Origin of the sequence: Sphingomonas sp., assembly GCF_035998645.1 — a bacterium.
In the GTDB taxonomy this organism is placed as follows: Bacteria; Pseudomonadota; Alphaproteobacteria; order Sphingomonadales; family Sphingomonadaceae; genus Sphingomonas.
Window position 1 is genome coordinate 139,327 of sequence record NZ_DASYHL010000003.1, and the last position, 21,374, is coordinate 160,700.

The window sequence follows — 21,374 nt, forward strand, 5'->3', positions numbered from 1 at the left end:
TTCGAGTGCGGCTTTTTGTCCCGCATTGCAGCAGAAGTTTCGGAACGAATGCGTTCCGAATGCATTGGCCTTGGGATGTCCAAGCTTGCGGAAATGAATGTGGCGGCGCTGCTTGCGCCGCCTCCGGCGGATTTGGCGAATGGCGCCAGCCTGTTCCTGGATTTTGACGGAACCCTGGTCGAAATCGCGCCGCGTCCCGATGCGGTCGCCGTCGATGCCCGGCTGCGCGACCTGATCGCGACGCTGGCGAAGCGCTTCGAAGGGCGCGTGGCGATCGTCAGCGGGCGCGGCGCGGCGGAGATCGACGCGCTGTTCGGCGGCCTCGATTGCCCGATCGCTGGCAGTCATGGCGCGGAACTCCGCGGTCTCGAGCATGCCGAAATGCCCGAGCGCCCGGTCGCGCTCGATGACGTCGCGGCACAGTTTTATGCGCTCGCCGAAACGCTCCCTGGATTAGTCGTCGAAATCAAGCCGCTCGGGGTCGGCCTGCATTATCGCGGCGTGCCCGCTGCCGAGGCCGAAGCCTGCGCGCTCGCCGAGGAACTAGCCGCAGCGACCGGCCTGACGCTCCAGCGCGGCAAGATGGTGTTCGAACTACGCGCGCCGGGCGACAAGGGCCGTGCCATCGCCGCGCTGATGAGCGCCATGCCCTTTGCCGGGTCGCGTCCGGTGTTTCTGGGCGATGACCTGACCGACGAGCCCGGCTTTGCCACCGTCGCCCGGCTGGGTGGGGCGGGGGTGCTGGTCGGCCCGGCCCGCGAAACCGAGGCGGTCTATCGTGTGCCTGATGTCGCAACCGCGCTGCGGTGGCTCGAAACGATTGCGAAGGACGCGGTATGAAGCCCAATCTCGACCTGTGGCCGATCGGCAATTGTCAGGTCAGCGCGCTGATCGATCGCGCCGGGCGCTTCGTCTGGGCGTGCGCGCCGAAGGTGGACGGCGATCCGCTGTTCTCGTCGCTGCTCGACGGTCGCGACCCGCGTTCCGGCGATGCGGTCGGGCTGTGGGCGATCGACCTGGAGGACCGTGTCAGCGTCGAGCAGCATTATCTGACCAACACGCCGATTCTGGTCACGCGGATGACCGACAGCAACGGCAGCGCGATCGAGATCACCGATTTCTGCCCGCGATTCGAGCGGCTGGGGCGGATGTACCGCCCGGTTGCCTTTGCGCGGATCGTGCGGCCGGTGGCGGGTTCGCCGCGCATCTGTGTGCGCTTGCGCCCGACGCGCAACTGGGGCGATCCGGCGGTGCTGACCACGGCGGGGTCGAACCATATCCGCTATCTGCTCGACGGGATGCAACTGCGCCTGTCGACTAACGCGCCGGTCGGGTTGTTGCAGGACGAACGCTGCTTTCGGGTCGAGCGCCCACTGCATTTCTTCCTCGGTCCCGATGAGAGTTTCGCCGGCAACCTTGCGACGACCGTCGACGAGATGGCGGACTATACCCGCTATCACTGGCAGAACTGGGCGCGCGGGCTGGCGACGCCGTTCGAATGGCAGGATGTCGTGATCCGCAGCGCGATCACGCTGAAGTTGTGCCAGCATGAGGAAACCGGCGCGATCGTCGCCGCGCTCACCACCTCGATCCCCGAACATGCCGATAGCGGGCGCAACTGGGACTATCGTTATTGCTGGATCCGCGACGCCTATTACACCGTCCAGGCGCTGAACCGCGTCGGCGCACTCGATGTGCTCGAGGGCTATCTCGCCTATCTGCGCAACATCGTTGATCAGGCCAAGGGCGGGCATATCCAGCCGCTCTATGGCGTGCAGGGCGAGAGCGTGCTGATCGAGAGCGAGGCACCGCGCCTAGCCGGCTATCGCGGCATGGGGCCGGTGCGGGTCGGCAATCAGGCCTATGAGCAGATCCAGCACGATGCCTATGGCCAGATCGTGCTGTCGAATGTGCAGGCGTTTTTCGACCAGCGCCTGTTCCGCATGGCGGGGCGCGAGGATTTCGAGGCGCTGGCGCGGGTCGGTGAACGCGCGGTCGAATTGTTCGACAAACCCGATGCAGGGCTGTGGGAGCTGCGAACGCGGCAGAGCGTCCACACCTATTCCGCCGCGATGTGCTGGGCGGCGTGTGATCGGCTCGCCAATGCCGCCGAGCGGCTGGGGCTGGATAGCGATCGCTTGGTTTGGCAAGAGCGCGCCGACCGGATGCGCCGCGCGATCGAGGAAGCCGCCTGGCGGCCCGAGACCAACCGCATGTCTGCGACGTTCAGCGGCGACGATCTCGACGCCAGCTTGATCCAGCTGCTCGACATGCGCTTCATGTCACCTGATGACGCGCGGTTCCGCGGCACGCTCGATGCGGTCGAGCAGGGGCTGCGGCGCGGCAGCCATATGCTGCGCTACGCGACCGAGGATGATTTCGGCCTGCCCGAAACCGCATTCAACGTCTGCACCTTCTGGCTGATCGAGGCGCTGCACTTCACCGGCCGCGACGCCGATGCGCGCGCGCTGTTCGCCGAGATGCTCGACCGTCGCACCGCCGCCGGCCTGCTGTCCGAGGATATCGACCCCGTGAGCGGGGAACTATGGGGGAACTACCCCCAGACCTACTCGCTGGTCGGCATGATCAATTGCGCCGTCCTGCTGAGCAAACCGTGGAGCGCCATCCGATGAGCCGCCTGATCATTATCTCGAACCGCGTGTCAGCCCCGAAGGACTCGCACGCCGGTGCGCAGGGTGGTCTTGCCGTCGCCCTGCAGGCGGCGATCCGCGAATTTGGCGGCATCTGGTTCGGCTGGTCGGGCGACACGGTCGAGGAGTTTACCGGCCAGATCAATTTCCAGCGCGCGCAGGGTGTGACCACCGCGACGGTCGATCTGGAGCCGCAGGACATCGAGGAATATTATAACGGCTACGCCAACCGCACGCTGTGGCCGCTGTTCCACTATCGCATCGACCTTGCCGAATATGAGCGCGGCTTTGCCGGGGGCTATCAGCGGGTGAACGAACGCTTCGCCGATACGCTGCGACCGCTGGTCGAGGGCGAGGACATTTTGTGGGTGCAGGACTATCACATGTTCCCGCTCGGCCAGTGTTTGCGCGACCGCGGCGTCAAGAACCGCATCGGCTTCTTCCTCCACATCCCCTGGCCACCGCGACGGTTGCTGGCGACGATGCCCGAGGCGCAGGAGCTGGTGCGGACGATGTTCGCCTATGACCTGGTCGGCTTCCACACGCAGGAATGGCTGGAGTCATTCCGCGACTATGCGACCTACGAGCTGGGCGCCACGATCGAGGGCGACACACTGGTGCTGGGCGAGCGGCGGCTGCGCGCGATCGTCGCGCCGATCGGGATCGACTGCAAGGAGTTCGTCGAGGGTGCGGCAAGCCCCGCCGCCAAGATGGCGTATCGCCGGATGCGCGACAGCGCGGTCGGGCGCGACATGATCGTCGGGGTCGACCGGCTTGATTACTCCAAGGGACTGGAAGAGCGCTTCGCCGGCTACGAGCGCTTCCTTGCCGAGCATCCAGAAGAGCGCAAGGAAGTGTTCCTGCTCCAGATCGCGCCTCCGTCGCGCGGGGCGGTAGAGAGCTACAAGAAGATCCGCACCGCGCTCGAGGGGCTGTCGGGGCAGATCAACGGCGCCTATGCCGACACCGACTGGGTGCCGATCCGCTACGTCAATCAAGGCTATCCGCGCGATGTGCTGGCGGGCATCTATCGCGCGGCGCGGATCGGGCTGGTGACGCCGCTGCGCGACGGCATGAATCTGGTCGCGAAGGAATATGTCGCGGCGCAAAATCCAGATGATCCCGGCGTGCTGATCCTGTCGCGCTTTGCCGGGGCGGCGGCGCAGCTCAAGGACGCGGTGCTGGTTAATCCGTACAGCGCGGATGAGGTGTCGGACGCGATCATGCAGGCGCTGCGCATGGATCTGGACGAGCGCAAGCGGCGCTGGCGGTCGATGATGGACAATGTCGAGGCCGAGGATGTGGTGTGGTGGCGCGGCCTGTTCACCGATGCGCTGATGGGACAGGAAGTCCCTGCGCCAATCCCGGCGGATAACGACATCGCCGCCGCCTAAGCGGTGTAGATTGCGCCGTCGCGGACTTCAAGCGGCCACGCGGTGAGCGCGGCGCCGGTGCAGGGGCCGCCTACGCACATTCCGTCCGCAATGCGGAACAAAGCGCCGTGCCAGCTGCATTGGATCATGCCGCTATCGCCGGTGAGATAGGCGTCGAGCTGTTGCGCGAGCGGCAGGCCCATATGCGGGCAGCGATCGACATAGCCCGACACGCTGCCGCCGCTGCGGACGGCAAAGCCGTGGAAGCGTCCCGCCTTCATCTCCAGCACGAAATTGCGCGCGGCGCCGTCGGCGATCAGGTCGAGCGGGCCGAGGCGCACGCCGGGCGGGGTGGTGGTGAGGCGTTCAACCAACGCCGTTTGCCCTGAGCTTGTCGAAGGGCCGTGGCATGCAGCTGTTTGACGGAAATCGTGCTTCGACAAGCTCAGCACAAACGGATGTTGGGTACTTCCTCACTGCGGCAATTTGGCCTTGGGGAAGCCCGCCCACGCCGCGTCGTAATCCGACTGCGCCGTCGCTATCGCATATGCGGTCGGGCGGTAGGGCCAGCAGGTTTCGACCATGAATGCCATCGTGCCGTCGATCTTGTGCGGCTTGAGATCGGCATTGCTCGCGCCGTCCCAGCTGGCGACATCGGGGCCGTGACCGGCCATCAGATTGTGCAGCGACAGCCCGCCGGGGACGAAGCCGTCGGCCTTGGCGTCATAGGCGCCGTGGATCAGGCCCATCGCCTCGCTCATCACGTTGCGGTGGAACCAGGGCGGGCGGAACGTGTCCTCCGCCACCATCCAGCGCGGCGGGAAGATCACGAAATCGGCATTGGCGCGCCCCGGAACGTCGCTCGGCGAGGTCAGCACGGTGAAGATCGACGGGTCGGGATGGTCGAAGCTGACCGTGTTGATCGTGTTGAAGCGCGACAGGTCATAGCGCCATGGCGCGAGGTTGCCGTGCCAGGCGACGACATCGAGCGGGCTGTGGTCGATCGTCGTGGTCCAGAGCTGGCCGAGCGATTTCTGGACGACCTCAAAGCGCTCGTCCCGATCTTCATACCATGCCGCGGGGGTCTCGAAATCGCGCGGGTTGGCGAGGCCGTTGGCGCCGATCGGGCCGAGATCGGGCAGCCGGAACAGCGCGCCGTGATTCTCCGCGACATAGCCGCGCGCGGTGCCGTCTGGCAGCAGCGCGCGGAAGCGCACGCCGCGGGGGATCAGCGCGATCTGGCCGGGAGCAATGTCGATCCGCCCCAGCTCGGTCAGCAGCGTCAGGCGTCCGGCCTGCGGGATGAACAGCAGTTCGCCATCCGCGTCGAAGAACACGCGGCGGTCCATGTCGGCGTTCGCGGCATAGACATGCACCGCAACGCCCTCGAGATCCGCAGGGTCGCGGGTGACGAGCATGCTCGTCATGCCGTCGATCAGGTCGGTGCCCGGCGCAGGATCGGCAATCGGTCCCCAGCGCAGGCGGTTGGGCGCGAGTGGCGCGGGGTCCGGCTGCGGCAGGAAACGCGCGGCGGATTCATAGGGCGCGAAGGGCGGATGCTCGGCGCTCGGGCGCATCCGGTAGAGCCAGCTGCGGCGATTCTCGTGGCGCGGTGCGGTGAAGGCGGTGCCGGAGAGCTGTTCGGCGTACAGGCCATAAGCAGGCCGCTGCGGCGAATTGCGCCCGATCGGGAGCGCGCCCGCGACCGCCTCGGTCGAGACGTGATTGCCGAAACCCGGGAAATAGTCGGTCATAGGTCAGACCCTAAAGCGCACTCTGGCGTGTAGTCGGATGAGGGGGCGGTCTAAGGCCGCCTCCCTCATCCTCCTGCGTTCCTTCCCCCTTCGGAAGGTATGGGGCCGGTTGTCCCGGCTCTCCTCTCCAACCTCGTTATGCGTCGACTTGAATGACGCCTCTACGGATTTGATCGAGTTCAATCGACTCAAAAAGTGCCTGGAAGTTTCCGTTACCGAATCCTTCATTGCCCTTGCGCTGAATGATCTCGAAGAAAATCGGACCGAACATGTTTTCGGTGAAGATTTGCAGAAGAATGCCCTCGTCGCCGACATTTCCGTCGATCAGGATGCGGTTCTTGCGCAGCCGCTCAAGATCCTCGCCATGGCCGGGGACGCGCTTGTCGACCAGTTCGTAATAGGTCTCGATCGTGTCCTGCAGCTTGACGCCACGCGCACGCAGCCGCTCGACCGTGTCGAAGATGTCCGGGGTGGTCAGCGCGAGATGCTGGATACCCTCGCCCTTATACTCGCGGATGAACTCTTCGATCTGGCTCTTGTCGTCCTGGCTCTCGTTCAGCGGGATGCGGATCGCCTTGTCGGGCGCGATCATCGCCTGGCTGAACAGGCCGGTCGCCTGACCCTTGATGTCGAAATACTTCTGTTCCTCAAAGCCGAACAGCGTCTTGTAGAATTCCGACCACACCCGCATCTGGCCGCGCCGGACATTGTGGGTGAGGTGGTCGAGCAGGTCGAGGCCGACATTGTTCTCCGCCTCCGCCTGCTGCCAGCCGGGGATTTCGTCCCAATCGGCATAGAGGTCGGTGCCGTCCTGGATGAAGTAGAGGTACGATCCGCCGATGCCGATGATGCAGGTATCGTCCTCGGCGGTGCGCTCCGCACCGTTCTTCAGTGCCCACTCCATCGCGACCACCGGATCGGCGACGCGGAACGCCATCGCGCTGGCCGAAGGGCCGTGCGCCGCGCGGAACTCGGCGACGCGGCCGCTCTCGTCGCGGTTGAGCATCAGATTGATGCGCCCCTGCTTGAAGCGGGTGATGTTCTTGGTCGGGTGGCGGTGCGAGGGCACGAAGCCGAGCTGCTCGAACTGGCGCGCCATCGCGTCCGGATCGGGCGAGGTGAATTCGACGAACTCGAAGCCGTTGAGGCCCAAGGGATTGGTCGGGTCGGTCATGCGCGCAGCCTCCGTAAGTTGAGGAGGCATTACACCCGACGCCCATTTGGTGTCAAATGATACTAAATTGCGCGGGGTGGCCTCGCGCTTGTACCTTGCATTGGGCCGTCGAGAGGAGGAGGCTCGGTGGAAGGGGGAAATGATGCTCTACCCGCTTGCGCTCGCCGCCGTCGTGTTGACCGCCCAGGACGGTGCTCCGGCGGTGGTCGACGTCGACGTCATCCAGACCAGCCCGGAGTTCGACGCCGCGATGGATGCGGGCGACGCGCGCAAGGCGCTCGCACTCCTTGAACCCGATGTGAAGGCGTGCATTGCCGGTAACGGCGGCGACGGGGCCGCGCCTGAGCAACTGCGCCCGTGCGTGATGCTGATCTCAATGTGGTCGCTGGTGATGGGTGAGACCGGGCGTGTGCAGGAGGCGGTGGCCACCGCCAGACGCGCAGTTGCGATCGCAGCCACGTTTGAAGAAGCGAGCGGGATGGGCATGAATGCCCGGTTCATGCTCGGCGCCGCGCTCGAACGGATCGGTCGGCATGGCGAAGCGGAGCCAGAATTCATCGCCGCGCTGGCCGCGGCCGAAGTGGTTTTTGCCGGCGACCCGCTGCTCGCAAACTATCTCGGCCGCCGCGCCAACAATCTGGTGATGCAGGGACGCCATGCCGAAGCCCTGCCACTCGCGCGCCGTGCGGTCGAAATGGCTGGCGACACGGTCGAAGGCGCGGTGTTCCGGATGATGGAGGGGACGGCGCTGTCCGGGCTCGGGCGCTTGACCGAAGCGGAAGCGACGCTGCGGATCGCGGTCGCGCGGCTGGACGCGCTGATGGGATCGCGTGCCACGCAGAGCATCCGCGCACGCGAGGCACTGGCGCAGTGTCTGGAGCAGCAGAACCGCACAACCGAGTCACTTGCGCTGTGGCGTGAGACCGTGGCGCTGCGCCGGGCGGAGGGTGATAGTCCCAACCTTGCCGACAGCCTTTCGGGCCTCAGCGTACTGCTCGTCCGCACGGGGGAGTATCGAGAGGCAGAAGCGGCGGCGCGCGAGGCGCTGGCGATACGCCTGCGATTTTTCGGCGAAGCGAGCAACTTCACGGGGCTTGCCTACAACAATCTTGGCCTGGTCCTGATGGAATCGGGACAGATCGAAGCCGCCGCCGAGATGTATGGCCGCTCGGTCGAGGTCATCAAGGCATCCGGCGTCGTCAATATCGACGAAATGATCGCGATCCTGACCAACCTTGCCAACGTACTCGTCCGCCTTGGTGAAACGGGTCCGGCGATCGACGTCCAGCGCCAGGTGCTGGATTATGCCGAACGCGCCTTTGGCCCCGGCCATGTTCGCGCGGTGATGGCACGCAATAATTTGGGGGCGGCGTTAGGCGGCGCAGGTCGCCATGCTGAGGCGATTGCACTGCTGGAAACCAACTACGCCGCGGCCACGGCGCTTGGCGCCGCGGGCCGGCAAATCGCCGCGCGGACCGCGAGCAGCCTGGCGGCGTTCCTCGACCGCGAAGGGAATGCAGCGAAGGCGCGTCTGTGGTTTGCGCGCGCCGATGCGGATTCGCGCGCGGCGTTCCGCCCCGATCATATCCACCGCATTCTATTAGGCTGGAGCTACGGCAACTTCCTGATCGGCGAGGACGACGCATTGCCGCTCGCGCGGACATTGCTGCTTGAAGCGGGAAACCAGACGCTGGCGCGCATGGCGAGCGGTCAGGGGTTCGACGCGCAAGCGCAAGCCGAGATGGGGCGCCTTACCCGCGTTTTCCGCGATCAGGTCCGCGCGGCTTGGAGCCTGGCTCAGCCGCCGTCCTGACCGCTGTCCGTCTGATCCTGACCGTCGCTTTCACCTGAACCAAATGACAGGAACGGGGTGTCTGAAGTCAGTATCCGGAACTTCCATGAACCCCAATCCATCCGTGAACCTGACCCGCCGCACGCTCGGCTGGTTCCTCGGTGCCGCACTCTGCCTTGGCGTTGCGCTACCGACTACCGCGCGGGCCGCGGCGATGCCCGAGACGCCCAAGGTGGCCTCCGCCGCTCAGTCTGAAACCGCGATCGAACGCGCGATGAAGGCGGTGGTCGCGATCAGCCCGCAGGACGAAGCGGCGCGCAAGCAGAATGGCGATACCGAAGCGGCGGGGGGATCGGGCTTCGTGATCCACGCGTCCGGCCTGATCCTGACCAATGCGCATGTCGTCGCCAAGCTCGATGTGGTCGAAGTGACCTTCGCCAATGGCAAACGCTACAAGGGCAAGGTGATCGGGCGCGACGGGCGAACCGATCTTGCGATCGTCAAGATCGACGCAGAAGCGCCGCTACCGGTACTCAAACTGGCGAAGTCGTCGAAGTTGCCGCTGGGCGCGAAAGTCTTTGCGCTGGGCAATCCGATGGGCAACCGTTTCTCGGTTACTTCCGGGATCATAAGCGGTTATGACCGCGCCTATGACGTCGCATGGCCGGTGAACTTCATCCAGCATGATGCGGCGCTCAATCCAGGGAATAGCGGGGGGCCGCTGATCACCGAGGAGGGGGAAGTGATCGGGATCAACACGGCGACGCCGCCTGAGACCATCTTCGACATCGGCATTGGCTTGGCGATTCCGGCCGAACTCGCCGCAAAGATCGCGGCGCAGCTCGCCGCCGATGGCAAGGTCGTGCGCGGCCGGCTGGGCGTGACTGCGAGCAGTGCCGACGCCGGCATGGCCGAAGCGCTGGGCGCACCGGGTAAATCCGGCCTGATCATCGACGCGGTGTCGGCGCAGGGCGGCCTGAAGATCGGCGACCTGTTGCTGAGCGTCGAAGGGCGCAAGCTGGAGGTGGTCCGCGACCTGTCGATGGCACTGATCGACAGCAAGCCCGGCGACAAGGTGAAGGTCGAGATCGTTCGCGACGGCAAGACGCTCGCGCTCGCCGTTGCCTTGGAGGCCGACGACGATCTGGCCGGCGAACGTGGCAAGGTCGCGGCGCTGGCGATGGACATGAGCGGCGCTGTGGGCGGCCCGTTCACGCTCGGCTTTGCGTTACGCAGCGATGCGGCGGGCCGGGTGACGGTGGGCAAGGTCGAAGAGGCGTCGATCGGGCAGATGTACGGCCTGTACGAAGGCGATGAGCTGCTCGCGGTCGATGGCGTCGCACCGCGCGACGCGGCGGCGGCGATGGCCGCGATCAAGGCATCGAAGCGCGACGTTGCCGTGCTGCGAATTCAGCGCGCAGGGCAGGGGACGCTCCACGTCGCGCTCCCGCTCAGCGCCGAGGCCGCGAAGGCGCGGCGACCCGGCGTCCCGCGCCGCTTCCCGCGGGGGCCGCTATGACGGAGACATTGACGATGAGCGTGTTGAAACTGGACGCGGAAGCGGCGCAGAATATCGCCGACACCTTTGCAGGGTGCCGCGCGCTGATCCTGGAGGACGAGATCGGCGCGGAGATGAAGGCCGCGCTGGAAGCCGCGGGATGCGAGAGCGTCGACCTGGTCGAGACCGGCGACGCCGCGCTCGAGGCGCTTGAGGCCGAGGCCTATGACGTGCTCGTGCTCGACCGGATCAATCCGGGGATCGAAGGGCTGGAGGTGCTCGATCGCGTGCGCCGCCGCCCCAACGGGCTCAAGACCGACCCCGATGTGCCCGCACTCGTCTATTCGCTGCTCGGCGGTGAGGATCAGCGGATCCACGGGCTGATCGCGCGCGGGGCGGACGATTATGTGCCCAAGCCCGCGACGAGCGAGGAACTGGTCGCGCGCGTCGCCGCGCAGCTGCGCCGCCGCAAACCGACGATGCGCAGCAAAGGCTGGACCTGCGCGCCGCTGGAAGTGGACGCCGATACCAAGGATGTGCGCTGCAACGGCCGGCTGCTCCAACTGACCAGCCGCGAGGCGGACATCTTGGTCGAGCTGTACAAGGAACGCGGCAACCCGCTCAGCCAATCGATGCTGTGGGACCGCTGCTGGATCGGCAAGGGGTGGAGCCACTTCCCCGAGGAGTTCGCCAATACGGTCGATCAGGCGATCAAGCGGCTGCGCAAGTCGTTGAAGCGGCAATGCCCGGACATTCCGGACGATTTCCATCCGCTGGTGACTAACATCTGGGCACAGGGGTTCGCGCTGCGCAACCTCGCCGGCATGGAGGGTGGTCGCTAGCTCGCATGCTTCGCTGGCTTCCGCTTCGTACGACGTTGGTCATCGGCGCGCTTGCCGCCGTGGCGCTGGTCGGGTTGACGCTCGGCCTGCTCCAGATGGTGTCGATGAACGCGCGCGAGGTGGCGATGGTGCGCGCGCAGGCGGATGCGGCGGTGCTGTCGAGCAAGATCGACAGCTTCGCGCCCGGCCTGTCCGCCGAGGAGCGCGACGCCGAAGTGCTGACGATGGTCGTCGCGCGCGCGACCGAGGCGACCGATGGCGGGCGCTGCGACAGCGGCGAGCGGGCGCGGGCGCTGTTCCTCTATCGCGGTGCGGACGGGGCACTGACCGGGACGCCGAAGCTCGACTGGCCGATGGGCCGGGGCGAGGTGCGGTTGCGCGTGCCCGCCGGAACCGCGTGCCAGCGCGCGGAGGCGACTGCGGTCGGGACGGTGGTCGATCTGGGCGAGGGACGGGCGTTTTTGAGCGCGCGCATCTTCAGTCCCGATCCGCGATTGGTGACGCGTGCCTATCTGCTCGCGGCGGGCGTCGGCATCGCCTTTCTGCTGCTTGCGGGGCTGCTCGCCTGGGCGTTGATGCGCGGATGGCGGTCGCGGCTCGATGCGTTCAACGCACTGCTCGACCGCGCCGATCGCACCGGCTTCTCCGAACGCGCGCCTGCGGATGATGGCCAGCCCGAATTTCGCCTGCTCGCCCAGCATCTCAATGCGCTGCTCGCGCGGTCGGAGGATATGATCGGCGGGCTACGACGGCTGCATCGGCACGTCGCGCATGATCTGCGCGGCCCGGTGATGGTCGCGCGCAAGCATCTCGAGGCGCTGGCGGTGAAAGTGCCGGATGAGCCTCTGATCGCCGATGCCGACGCCAAGCTGGTGACGATGGACAAACGCTGCCGGATGCTGCTCGGCATCATCGACGCCGAAGTGTCGCGGCGGCACGAGGCGGACTGCGTCGATCCGGGCGCGCGCATCCGCCAGCTGATCGACGACATGTTCGTCTATCTGGGCGATGACAAGGATCTGGAATTCGCGCTTGAGGCGGTCGATGCGCGGGTGCGGGTCGCGGGCGATCTGTTTGACCGGATGATCGAGAATATTCTGGGCAATGCCGTCAAGTTCGCCACCCCGGAATCCACGATCCGCTGCACCGTCGCGCGCCACGACGACACGGTGACCGTCGCGGTCGATAATGACGGGCCGGGGATCGACCCCGGCAAGGTCGAGCGCATCTTCGAGCCCGGCTATTCGAGCGGCGGGGCCGACAGCCATGGGCTGGGGCTCGCCTTTGTCCGCACCGTCGCGCTGCGCGCGGGCGGCAATGTTCAGGCATTCAACCGCGCGGGCGGGTTTCGCATCGAGATCAGTTTGCCCGCGCAGGACGACGATCCAGCGCACCACAGGGAAAGGGGAAATAATGAGGTCTAGTTTTCACGGGCGATTGCTCGCCGGGGTGGCGGCAATCGCGATGCTGGGGTCGCCGCCGCTGGCCGTGAGTGCGGCGGCGCAGACCGCGCCCTATGACAGCGCGCGCGGCGTCTATAGCTATGCCCGCGACCTCAAGGCAGTCGCGCCAACGGTGGTCAAGGTGATCGTGCTCGGCCACAAACAGGCCGAGGGCGATCGCACCGCAGCGCGCGAGGGACAGGGCGAAGACCCGTTCCGTGGTCAGGCGACATCGGCGCAGGTACAGGGCCAGCAACCCCAGGGCCAGCAGGGCGCTCCCCAGCCGATCGGCAGCGGATCGGGGGTCATCATCGATGCCGCCCGTGGCGAAATCCTGTCGAACAACCACGTCGTCGAGAAGGGGACCGCATTCAAGATCCAGCTCTATGACGGCCGCGTCGTCGATGCCGAAGTGGTCGGCCGCGATCCGCAGACCGACATCGCGCTGCTCCGCGTCAAGGCGAGCGGGCTGCGCGCGATCGAAGTTGGCGACAGCGGCAAGATCGAGGTCGGCGACCTGGCCTTTGCCATCGGCTATCCGTTCGGGTTCGACCAGACGCTGACGATGGGTGTGATCTCCGGCCTTGGACGCTCGGGGATCGGCGATGGCTTGCAGGACTTCATCCAGACCGATGCCGCGGTGAACAGCGGCAATTCGGGCGGCGCGCTGATCGACAGCCGTGGGCGGCTGATCGGCATCAACACCGCGATCTGGTCCAAGTCGGGCGACAATAGCGGCATCGCCTTTGCCGTGCCGATCAACATGGCGATGGCAGTCGCCGATCAGCTGCGCCGCAACGGCAGCGTCAAGCGCGGGCGGATCGGCGTGACGGTCGGCCCGGTGACGGTCGAGGCGGCGGGCAGCGGGTCGACGCGCGGCGCGCTGGTCGCCGAAGTCTCGCCCGACAGCCCGGCAGCGCGCGGGGGCCTCAAATCGGGCGACATCATCACGTCAGCGGATGGACGGTCGATCGAGGGGCCGGGTAATCTGACCGCGATTCTCGGTGTGCTGGAGCCGGGCAAGACGATTGCACTGGGCTATCGCCGTGGCGGCCAGACCGGCACGGCGCAGGTGACGGTCGAGGCACCCCGCCCGGTTCAGGTCACGCGACCGACGACCGGCGGCGCCGGGTTGGCGGCACTGGGCGCGACGTTCCGCGACGTCAACGCAAGCGACAAGGTGCCCGAGCAGCTGCGCGGCGGGGTGGTCGCCAGCGTCCAGCCGGGTTCGGCGGCGGCGCGATCGGGTCTGGCGGTCGGCGACATCATCGTCGGCGTCAATGGCGAACAAGTGCAGAGCGCGGCGGAACTTGCCCGTGCGTTCCAGAATGTTGCCGGTGGTGCAGTATTGTTCGTGGCGCGGGGCAACAGTCTGATCCAGCTCAAGCTGGAACGGTGAGACGGAAAGGCGTCGGGATAGTCCCGGCGCCTTTCCTCAACTTGGGTAAGCAAGTGCCGTGGAGTCGCCGACTCCCTTCGGCAAATACGTACGTAGTCAAGCGAAGTCTGTCCCTAAACAGCCGCGAATCAGCGACTTCGCGCCAAGTTTGAGATGGCAACGAAGACTGAAACTGTTAGTGTCGCGCGGGCGGGGGCGACATTAAAGACGAACCTGCCTGATCGAGGGATCAGTTCGCGAGGCCGGCTTGGGAGCAGGCCCGGAGAGTGAGGAGACGAAGGTAATGGTTACGCTCAACAAGAAGATGGCGATGGCGCTGGTTGCTGCAAGCATGCTGGCTTCGCCGGCGATCGCGCAGGACAAGAAGGGCACGAACCTTGGCGACAAGGAAGTTCCCGCGACTGAAAGCTCGAAGGCGGTCGACACGCTGGCACTTGGCTATCGTCTGGCCGACTATGCCCGCACCACCAAGGATGCGCGCGCGATGATCGTCGCAGCCAAGATGGTCGATTCGGTCACCGTCAAGGAAGGCACCGACAAGGGTTCGATCGAGGGCACCGGCAAGGGCACCGGCACCGCCAAGGTGACCACGTCGGCCGACCTGTTCGCCGAGGCCAAGACGCTGGCCGGTGGCGACGCCGACATCGTGGCGGCAGTGGAAGCGGCTCAGGCCGAAACCTCGAAGGGCGTTGTCGGCGGTGCGATCCGCACCGTGCAGTATGTCCCGGGCAACACGACCTGGACCGTCCGCTTCGCCGCCCGTGGCGGTGAGCCGCTGGTCGTCGGACTGCGTCGTGACTCGGCGACGCCGCTGGCGCTCAAGATCTTCGACGAGAATGGCAACCAGGTGTGCCAGGACATGTCGGGCAACGTGACGCTGTATTGCCGCGTCAACCCGATCTGGACCGGCCCCTTCTCGGTTCGTGCGATCAACTATGGTGGCTATGGCACCGGCGTCGCGCTGGTGACCAACTAAGCCGAAAGACTGGCCGCCCCGGAGCAGATCGCTTCGGGGCGGCGGTTTTTCCGGCCAGAGCTAATCGGCCGGATCGCCGCGCCAATGCGTGGCCCGCGCCGCAGGGGAGAGACCCGGCATGAAGCGCGCCCTTTCACGAACCCTGGCATTGCCACTGGTTGCGGCCCTGCTGTCCGCCCAGACCACGCCCGACATCAAGATCGAACCGGTGCCGTCGCCCGATGTGCTGCGGTCCGAGGCGTTCGAGGCGGCGCAATATGCCCAGATTTCCGGCGCAGCTGCGGCGCTCGACCGCACGACTGCGCGCTTTGCCGCGGGTGGCGGACCGCTCGCCGTGCTGGAGCAGGAGCGTGACAAGAAGCTCGCCGAGATCGAGGCGGTCGATCGCCAGTTCAGCGCGCTGATCGAACGCGGCGCACAGGTGCCCGAGGAAGAACGCCGCGCGCTGACCCAGCGCCGCGCCGCGCTGCGCACCGAAGTCGATGCGATCGAGGCGAAGATCGCCAAGGATTTCCCGCAATATTTCGACCTGACGCGCCCCAAGGCGCTCGACATCGCCGCAGTGCAGAAGCTGCTCAACCCCGATGAGGCGATGGTCGTCATCCTCGTGTCCGACGACGCGAGCTATACCTGGGCGGTGACGCGCGAGGGATCGACCTGGTCGCGGTCGGAGGTGATGAAGCAGGATGCGCTCGCGGCGAAGGTCAATCTGCTGCGCGCGAGCATGGAAGTGGACGGCGCGCGCGGATCGGGTCGCCAGCCCCCGCCCAAAGCCGGTGCTGCCGCCGTTACGCCGCAGGGCAAGGCGTTCGACCGCAAGCTCGCCTTCGAAATTTACAAGGAACTGCTCGCGCCGGTTGAGGGCGTGCTGAAGGGCAAGCAGGTGTTGCTGACCAATGTCAGTGGCCCGCTGACCTCATTGCCGCTCGCGCTGCTGGTCACTGCGCCGCCACAGGGGGCGGACACCGATCCGGCGGCCGTGGCGACCAGCCCTTGGCTGATCGACAAATATGCGTTGGCGGAATTGCCGTCGGTCTCGGCGTTGCGCTCGCTGCGGTGCCTGCTCATTGAAAAGCCCGCCGATGCGCATCCCGGTTGCGACACGAAATCGGGTTCGGCCAGCTACGCGCAGGTGCGTGGGGGCGGGGTCGCGCTCGCCGCCTATGGTGCCCCGACGCTGGCTGGTGCGTACACGCCGGAGACGGGACGCAGCGTGACGCCGGGCCTTGCCGGCCAGATGTACAAGGGCAAGCTCGCCGATCCAGAGAAACTGCGCGCACTCGCCTATCTGCCCCAGGCCAAGGCGGAGCTGGAAAGCCTGCAAAAGTCGTTTGGCGGGCAATCGAGCGTGGTGATCGGCGACGCGGCGACCGAAACTGCGGTGAAGGCGAGCAAGGCGCTGCCCGCGGCGCGCTTCGTGGTGTTCTCGACCCATGGCCTGCTCGCGACCGAAGTTGGCGACAATGCCGAACCGGGACTGGTGTTCACCCCGCCAAAGCAGGCGAGCGAACTCGATGACGGGCTGCTGACCGCGTCCGAAGTCTCGCAGCTCAAGATCCCCGCCGACCTCGTCGTGCTGTCCGCGTGCAACACGGCGGCAGGGGACGGGAAGAGCGCGGACGGCCTGTCGGGCCTCGCCAAATCGTTCCTGTTCGCCGGTGCCCGTTCGTTGCTGGTCAGCCATTGGGCGGTCAGCGACGCGGCGACATCTCTGCTGATGCAGCAGACGTTCGGCAACATTCAGAAGGGCGATGTCGCCGGACGTGCGCGTGCGCTGCAGGCGGCGATGAAGACGGTGCGCAGCGAAGGCACCGGCCAGTTCGTCAGCCCGAAATACTGGGCGGCGTTCACGCTGGTCGGCGAACCGGGCAAGTGAGGTGGGCGCGCGGCGCTTCTGGCCTACGCCGCTGAGGCTGGCGCGAACCGCGATGTCAGAGACTGTCGGTCGCGCCGGGGTGAAGCGGGGGCCACAGTGCGCGCAGTTCAATCCGGCAGGAAACCAGTCTTCCCGATGCGTGTGATGCTTCCCCTCGCCCTGATCCTTGCCGCGCTGCCGGTTGCCGCCGCGCCGGTGCTGCATGACGGTCACGCCGATGCGACGACGCCCGATGCGGTGATCGAGCGGGCCGAGCTGGTCCGCGACCTGATCGCGCGTGCGCGAGCCGATCGCGATGTCGATATGATGATCGTCGCCGCGCGGATGTTGGCGACGGGGGACTTCGTGCTGGTGCGTGCGGAGAATGCGCCGATGGTGCTGGGGCGCGCGCGCACGGGTGAGGAGTTGCCCGTCACTGCGCCCTCGGCGTTGCTGATCGAAGCGCGCGACTGGGCCGGTGGTGATGCCGACACGCTCGTGGCGATCGAGGCGGCGCTGGCCGAGGCGAGCAAGGGCATCCTGCCCGCCGCGATCGTCTATACCCATGATCTGCCCGCCGACCGCGCGCTGACGATGCGCGCGCGGGCGGAGGGCGGGCGGCTGGCGCTGGTGCGGGTGCGCGGCGATGGCGATGCGGCGCTGGAGCTGGCGGTCACCGACTCCAGCGGGCGAGTGGCCTGTACCGATCGCCCGGCGGTGACATCCGGCGTGGCGCGTCGCGACCTGCTGTGTCGCTGGACCCCCGGACGCACCGAGGAATATCGAATCACATTGAAGAACAAGGGCCGCGTGTGGACGCGCGCCATATTGGTTTCGAACTAAGATCAGGGGACGGATGATGTTGAGGCAGATCATGCTCGCGCTGGGAGCCCTGGGGCTCATCGCCGCATCGATGCCATCCGCGCCCGCGCCTGCGCCCGAGGCGAAGGGCCGCATCCGTGCGCTCGTCATTGGCGTGGTCAATTACAAGGACGGCATCGCATCGCCGATGATCGGCGCGTTCAACGATTCGGTGCTGATCGCCGAAACGCTGATCCGCGAAGGTGCCAAGGCCGAGGACGTGACGTTGCTCCTCGACCCGCCGACGCCCGAGTTGCTGGCGGCGCGCGGCAATCCGCGGATGCGCCAGACCAAGGTCAAGCCCGACGCAGTCGGCACGCGCGCCAATATCCTCGCCGCGATGAAGCGGATCGTCGATACGACCAAGCCGGGGGACGAGGTGCTGCTCGCCTTTTCCGGACATGGGATGCAGCAGAATGAGGCGGTGGCCGGGTCCGAGCCGGATGGGCTGGACGAGGTGTTCCTGCCCTACGACACCGGGCCCGCCAACGGATCGGAGAGGATTCAGAATGCGGTGACCGATGACGAGATCGGCGCGGTAATCGACGCGATCCGGGCCAAGGGCGGCAACGTCACCTACATCGCCGATTTCTGCCATTCGGGCGATTCGAACCGCGACGCGGCGGGCAAGGACAATGGCGCGCCGACCTCGACCAAATTGGGCCTGAAGGTCAGCCGCAAGTTCGCGACGGTCAGCGACGGCAATTTCGTGCGCGATCTCGCGGTCGAGACGTCGAAGGGCAAGGCCGGCTGGGGCGCCTATGTCGGGCTGCTCGCGGTGCCATCGGCGCAGCAGGCCAAGCAATATCAGGCGCCACGCTACGCCGACCCGCTGGAGCAGGCGGCGCATGGCCTGTTGACCGTTTATGCGATGGCCAATTGGAACAACCCGCGCGTCTATTCCTATCGCGACCTCGCCAACCGCATCACCGCGGGCATCGACGGACACAAATCGCCGCGCCCCGAGTTCGACGGCGATCTCGACCGGCCGGTGATGGGTGGCCTGATGAAGACCGCAGTCGCAGCCGCAGGCGGTGGCAGCTGGGCGGTGTACAAGCCCGCGCGCGTGTTCACCGCCGACACCAAATCGACCGACCCGGTGAAGCTCGAACAGCTCGAAATGAGCGCGGGACAGTTGCAGGGCGTGATCGAGGGAACGATCATCGGCCTCGCGCTCACCTCGCCCGCGGGAGACAAGACGATCCTGTATGGCCGGGTCGACAAGGCTGACGCGTACAAGGCGATCCTCGTCCCCACCGCATTCGGCGACATCGCGGCGGAAGCGTGGAACGATGTTCGCGACATCGATGGCAAGCCGCTGTCGCGCGAAGTGCGGCTGGTCGCGACGATCGAGCAGCAGCCGGTTCAGCTCGACTATCGCATCGCGCTGCCGGCCGTGCCCGCCAGCCCCAGCAAGGCACAGGCGGCGGCGCTGGCGGCGCTCAAGGAGATCAAGCCCGCCGATATCGGCGCGAGCTTCGTCCAGCCGGGCGAGGCGGCGGATCTGGTGCTGGCGTTCAAGGGCGACAAGCTCGCATTGACCCAGCCGCCGGGACAGGTGACCGCCGATTTCGGTTCGATCGACCTCGCCGCCGCGCTGGCGCAGGATGGCAGCAATCCGACGATCCGCGTGCGCTTCGCGATCGGCGCCGCGCTGGTCAAGGCGACGCGGTTCAGCCGCCTCCAGCGCGTGCTGGCCAGCCCCGCGCTGGCGACCGGGGAGTCGGGTGAAGACCCGGCGAAGAATGTCGCGGTCGAATTCTATGTCGGGCGGCCCAAGGCGCTGGCTGCGGGCGCGGCCTGCCCCGATACGAGCGCCGATTATTATGCGGTCGACAAGGACGCACGACGTGTCGGCGGCGATGGCAGCGAGGCCGGGGCGTTCCGTTTCCAGCGCTGCGACTGGCTGTTCGTCAAGGTGACCAATACCGGCAAGACCGACCTGTACGTCAATCCGCTGATCTTCTCGCCCGATGGCGGTATCCTGCTGATTGATGGACGCGACGGGCGGATCGGGCTCAAGGCCGACAACCCGACCCGGCTGCGCGCTGGCGAGAGCGGTGTGCTGCAGTACAGCCTGACCGACGCCAGCCCCGGCGGCGACCTGCGCGACGATCTTGTGCTGTTGGTAAGCGACGTCACCGATGGCGTGCCGGCGAGCTACGCGCGGCTCGCGCAATGTCCTGTGGTGCCGGGGCCGGAAGACGGCGCGGCCTGTGCCACCGCTGCCGGGCCGACGCTCGCCGGAACGCGGATGCGCAACAATGGCGGTGCAGGGACGGGGATCGAGGAACTGATCGATTCCGCTTTGGTCGGATCGACCACGCGCAGCGGCCCGGCCAAAAAGCCGACCGCGGTGTCCGCACTGCGCTTCAGCTGGCAGACCGAACGCACCGGCGGGCAGTGATTGCGCAAGACCGTTGAATAGCGCAGGTCGCGCGAAGGAGCCGCGGATTGTCGGCGTGAGCGCGATTTCGGCCTGGACGCGCGGCTCGAATTGCGGATCGACGGGCGTGACGATAGCGCTATGGTGCGGCTTGGAGGTCGCCTCGCCGGGGCGATCCGGACGCTGGAGCGCCGCTGACACATGAACTTGCCGGAATCAGAATCGCCGAACCGGGCGCGCTTTGCGGCTGCGCTTGATGCACTGGTCGCGGCGGCGAAGGAAAATGCGCGAACGCTGGCTGGGCTGGCCGCTGCGGCGCAGGAACATGGGCTGCGGACGCGCGCGCTGGAGATCGCGACGATGGCGCGCAATCTGGCGCCCGACGATGCGCAGGTGCGCGCGGTGACCGCGCGGGCAATGGCCGCCGGGGTGCCGAGCTGGCATCACAATATCCTGCGCGATCTGGAGCGCAATGCGGCCTACCGCGCGGCGCTTGAACAAGTGGTTCGCCCGGGCGACCGCGTGCTCGATATCGGTGCGGGTAGCGGCCTGCTGTCGATGATCGCGGCGCGCGCGGGGGCGGCGCAGGTGACGGCGTGCGAGGTCAATCCGGCCGTTGCCGACGCTGCGGTGCGCACCGTCGCGCATAACGGCTTTGCCGACCGCATCACGATCGTGCCGCGCTATTCGACCGAGGTCGAGCTGGAGCGCGATCTGGGCGAGCGCGTCGATGTGATCGTGCAGGAGATCATCGCCCATGACATGCTGTGCGAAGGTGTGTTGCCCGCGCTCGCCGATGCGGTGCCGCGCTTCCTGAAGCCCGGCGGGCGCGTGGTGCCTGAGCGTGCGCAGGTGCGCGCGGCGCTTGCCTACTGGCCGCATGCCAGGGCGCGCGAGCTCGACAGTGTCGAGGGGTTCGACCTGTCGCCCTACGCCACGCTCGCCCGCTATCCGCTGGAAGCATCGTCGAACGACCCGTCGCTCGTCCTGCGCAGCGAGCCGGTCGACCTGTTCAGCTGGGACTTTGCGTCGGGTGGGCCATATGGTCCGGGCCGGACCAGTACCGAGCTGACCGTGCGCGACGGCAACGCCAACGGCGTTATCCAATGGATCCATATCGATCTGGTCGAAGGCGTGACGTACGAGAATGCGCCTTCGCGCGGACCCAACTCGTCCTGGGCGTGCCTCTTCTACCCCTTTGCGGTCGGAACGGTGTCATCCGGCACGGTCATGCGGGTCCATGGCGCGCATACCCAGATCGCGATGCGCATCTGGGCGGAGCCCGGCGCACCAACAGCATAGCGACGCGAGGACGGGGTCTATATCCCCGCTTGATCTGACGTGAATATTGTTGTGCCCGGAACTCGAAAC

The 21,374-nt window shown here is 66.6% G+C and carries 16 protein-coding genes; 13 read left to right on the forward strand and 3 right to left on the reverse strand.

From position 1 onward, the window contains the following. Positions 1–75 precede the first annotated feature (75 nt). Genes otsB through VGN66_RS04685 form a run of 3 tightly spaced genes read left to right on the forward strand, consistent with a single transcriptional unit; the run spans position 76 to position 4,045 of the window. Positions 76–840, forward strand: coding sequence for a trehalose-phosphatase (otsB, locus tag VGN66_RS04675; protein WP_327517696.1), 765 nt, complete (start codon positions 76–78; stop codon positions 838–840). Further along, positions 837–2,633, forward strand: coding sequence for a glycoside hydrolase family 15 protein (locus tag VGN66_RS04680; RefSeq protein WP_327517697.1), 1,797 nt, complete (start codon positions 837–839; stop codon positions 2,631–2,633). The genes otsB and VGN66_RS04680 overlap by 4 nt, the downstream gene beginning before the upstream one ends. Continuing rightward, entirely contained in the window at positions 2,630–4,045 is a 1,416-nt protein-coding gene (locus VGN66_RS04685; RefSeq protein ID WP_327517698.1) for an alpha,alpha-trehalose-phosphate synthase (UDP-forming), read from the forward strand. Before VGN66_RS04680 ends, VGN66_RS04685 begins: the two co-directional genes overlap by 4 nt. On the opposite strand, the gene VGN66_RS04690 is transcribed toward VGN66_RS04685, so the two are convergent. From VGN66_RS04690 to hppD, 3 genes are all read right to left on the reverse strand, one after another. After that, complete coding sequence (locus VGN66_RS04690; protein WP_327517699.1) at positions 4,042–4,398, reverse strand: Rieske (2Fe-2S) protein; 357 nt, start codon at positions 4,396–4,398, stop codon at positions 4,042–4,044. The two genes, VGN66_RS04685 and VGN66_RS04690, sit on opposite strands and share 4 nt — an antisense overlap. A gap of 99 nt (positions 4,399–4,497) precedes the next feature. Then, the gene (gene hmgA / locus VGN66_RS04695) at positions 4,498–5,778 is read right to left on the reverse strand and encodes a homogentisate 1,2-dioxygenase (RefSeq protein ID WP_327517700.1); all 1,281 of its coding nucleotides are present in this window, start codon (positions 5,776–5,778) and stop codon (positions 4,498–4,500) included. A gap of 136 nt (positions 5,779–5,914) precedes the next feature. Further along, the gene (gene hppD, locus VGN66_RS04700) at positions 5,915–6,952 is read right to left on the reverse strand and encodes a 4-hydroxyphenylpyruvate dioxygenase (RefSeq protein WP_327517701.1); all 1,038 of its coding nucleotides are present in this window, start codon (positions 6,950–6,952) and stop codon (positions 5,915–5,917) included. A 142-nt stretch (positions 6,953–7,094) separates the two neighbouring features. Here hppD and VGN66_RS04705 point away from each other — a divergent pair, with 142 nt between their 5' ends. From VGN66_RS04705 to VGN66_RS04750, 10 genes are all read left to right on the forward strand, one after another. Continuing rightward, positions 7,095–8,765, forward strand: coding sequence for a tetratricopeptide repeat protein (locus VGN66_RS04705; protein WP_327517702.1), 1,671 nt, complete (start codon positions 7,095–7,097; stop codon positions 8,763–8,765). An 85-nt stretch (positions 8,766–8,850) separates the two neighbouring features. Further along, complete coding sequence (locus VGN66_RS04710) at positions 8,851–10,263, forward strand: S1C family serine protease (protein ID WP_327517703.1); 1,413 nt, start codon at positions 8,851–8,853, stop codon at positions 10,261–10,263. A gap of 14 nt (positions 10,264–10,277) precedes the next feature. After that, the gene (locus VGN66_RS04715) at positions 10,278–11,084 is read left to right on the forward strand and encodes a response regulator transcription factor (protein ID WP_327517704.1); all 807 of its coding nucleotides are present in this window, start codon (positions 10,278–10,280) and stop codon (positions 11,082–11,084) included. A 5-nt stretch (positions 11,085–11,089) separates the two neighbouring features. Next, positions 11,090–12,508, forward strand: a complete 1,419-nt coding sequence (locus VGN66_RS04720; protein ID WP_327517705.1) for a HAMP domain-containing sensor histidine kinase — start codon at positions 11,090–11,092, stop codon at positions 12,506–12,508. Further along, positions 12,498–13,925 (forward strand): trypsin-like peptidase domain-containing protein, encoded by a 1,428-nt coding sequence (locus VGN66_RS04725; RefSeq protein ID WP_327517706.1) that lies wholly within the window; start codon positions 12,498–12,500, stop codon positions 13,923–13,925. The genes VGN66_RS04720 and VGN66_RS04725 overlap by 11 nt, the downstream gene beginning before the upstream one ends. 283 nt (positions 13,926–14,208) lie before the next feature. Continuing rightward, complete coding sequence (locus VGN66_RS04730; protein WP_327517707.1) at positions 14,209–14,901, forward strand: hypothetical protein; 693 nt, start codon at positions 14,209–14,211, stop codon at positions 14,899–14,901. Positions 14,902–15,019: 118 nt separating this feature from the next. Continuing rightward, positions 15,020–16,777 carry a CHAT domain-containing protein gene (locus tag VGN66_RS04735; RefSeq protein WP_327517708.1) on the forward strand — a complete coding sequence of 586 codons (1,758 nt, stop codon included), beginning with the start codon at positions 15,020–15,022 and terminating at the stop codon, positions 16,775–16,777. Between the two features lie 144 nt (positions 16,778–16,921). Next, a complete protein-coding gene (locus tag VGN66_RS04740) occupies positions 16,922–17,599 on the forward strand; it encodes a hypothetical protein (RefSeq protein ID WP_327517709.1) in 678 nt (225 codons plus the stop codon). A gap of 16 nt (positions 17,600–17,615) precedes the next feature. Then, positions 17,616–20,024, forward strand: coding sequence for a caspase family protein (locus VGN66_RS04745; protein WP_327517710.1), 2,409 nt, complete (start codon positions 17,616–17,618; stop codon positions 20,022–20,024). 180 nt (positions 20,025–20,204) lie between these two features. Next, positions 20,205–21,305 (forward strand): 50S ribosomal protein L11 methyltransferase, encoded by a 1,101-nt coding sequence (locus VGN66_RS04750; protein WP_327517711.1) that lies wholly within the window; start codon positions 20,205–20,207, stop codon positions 21,303–21,305. The last annotated feature ends 69 nt before the right edge of the window (positions 21,306–21,374 follow it).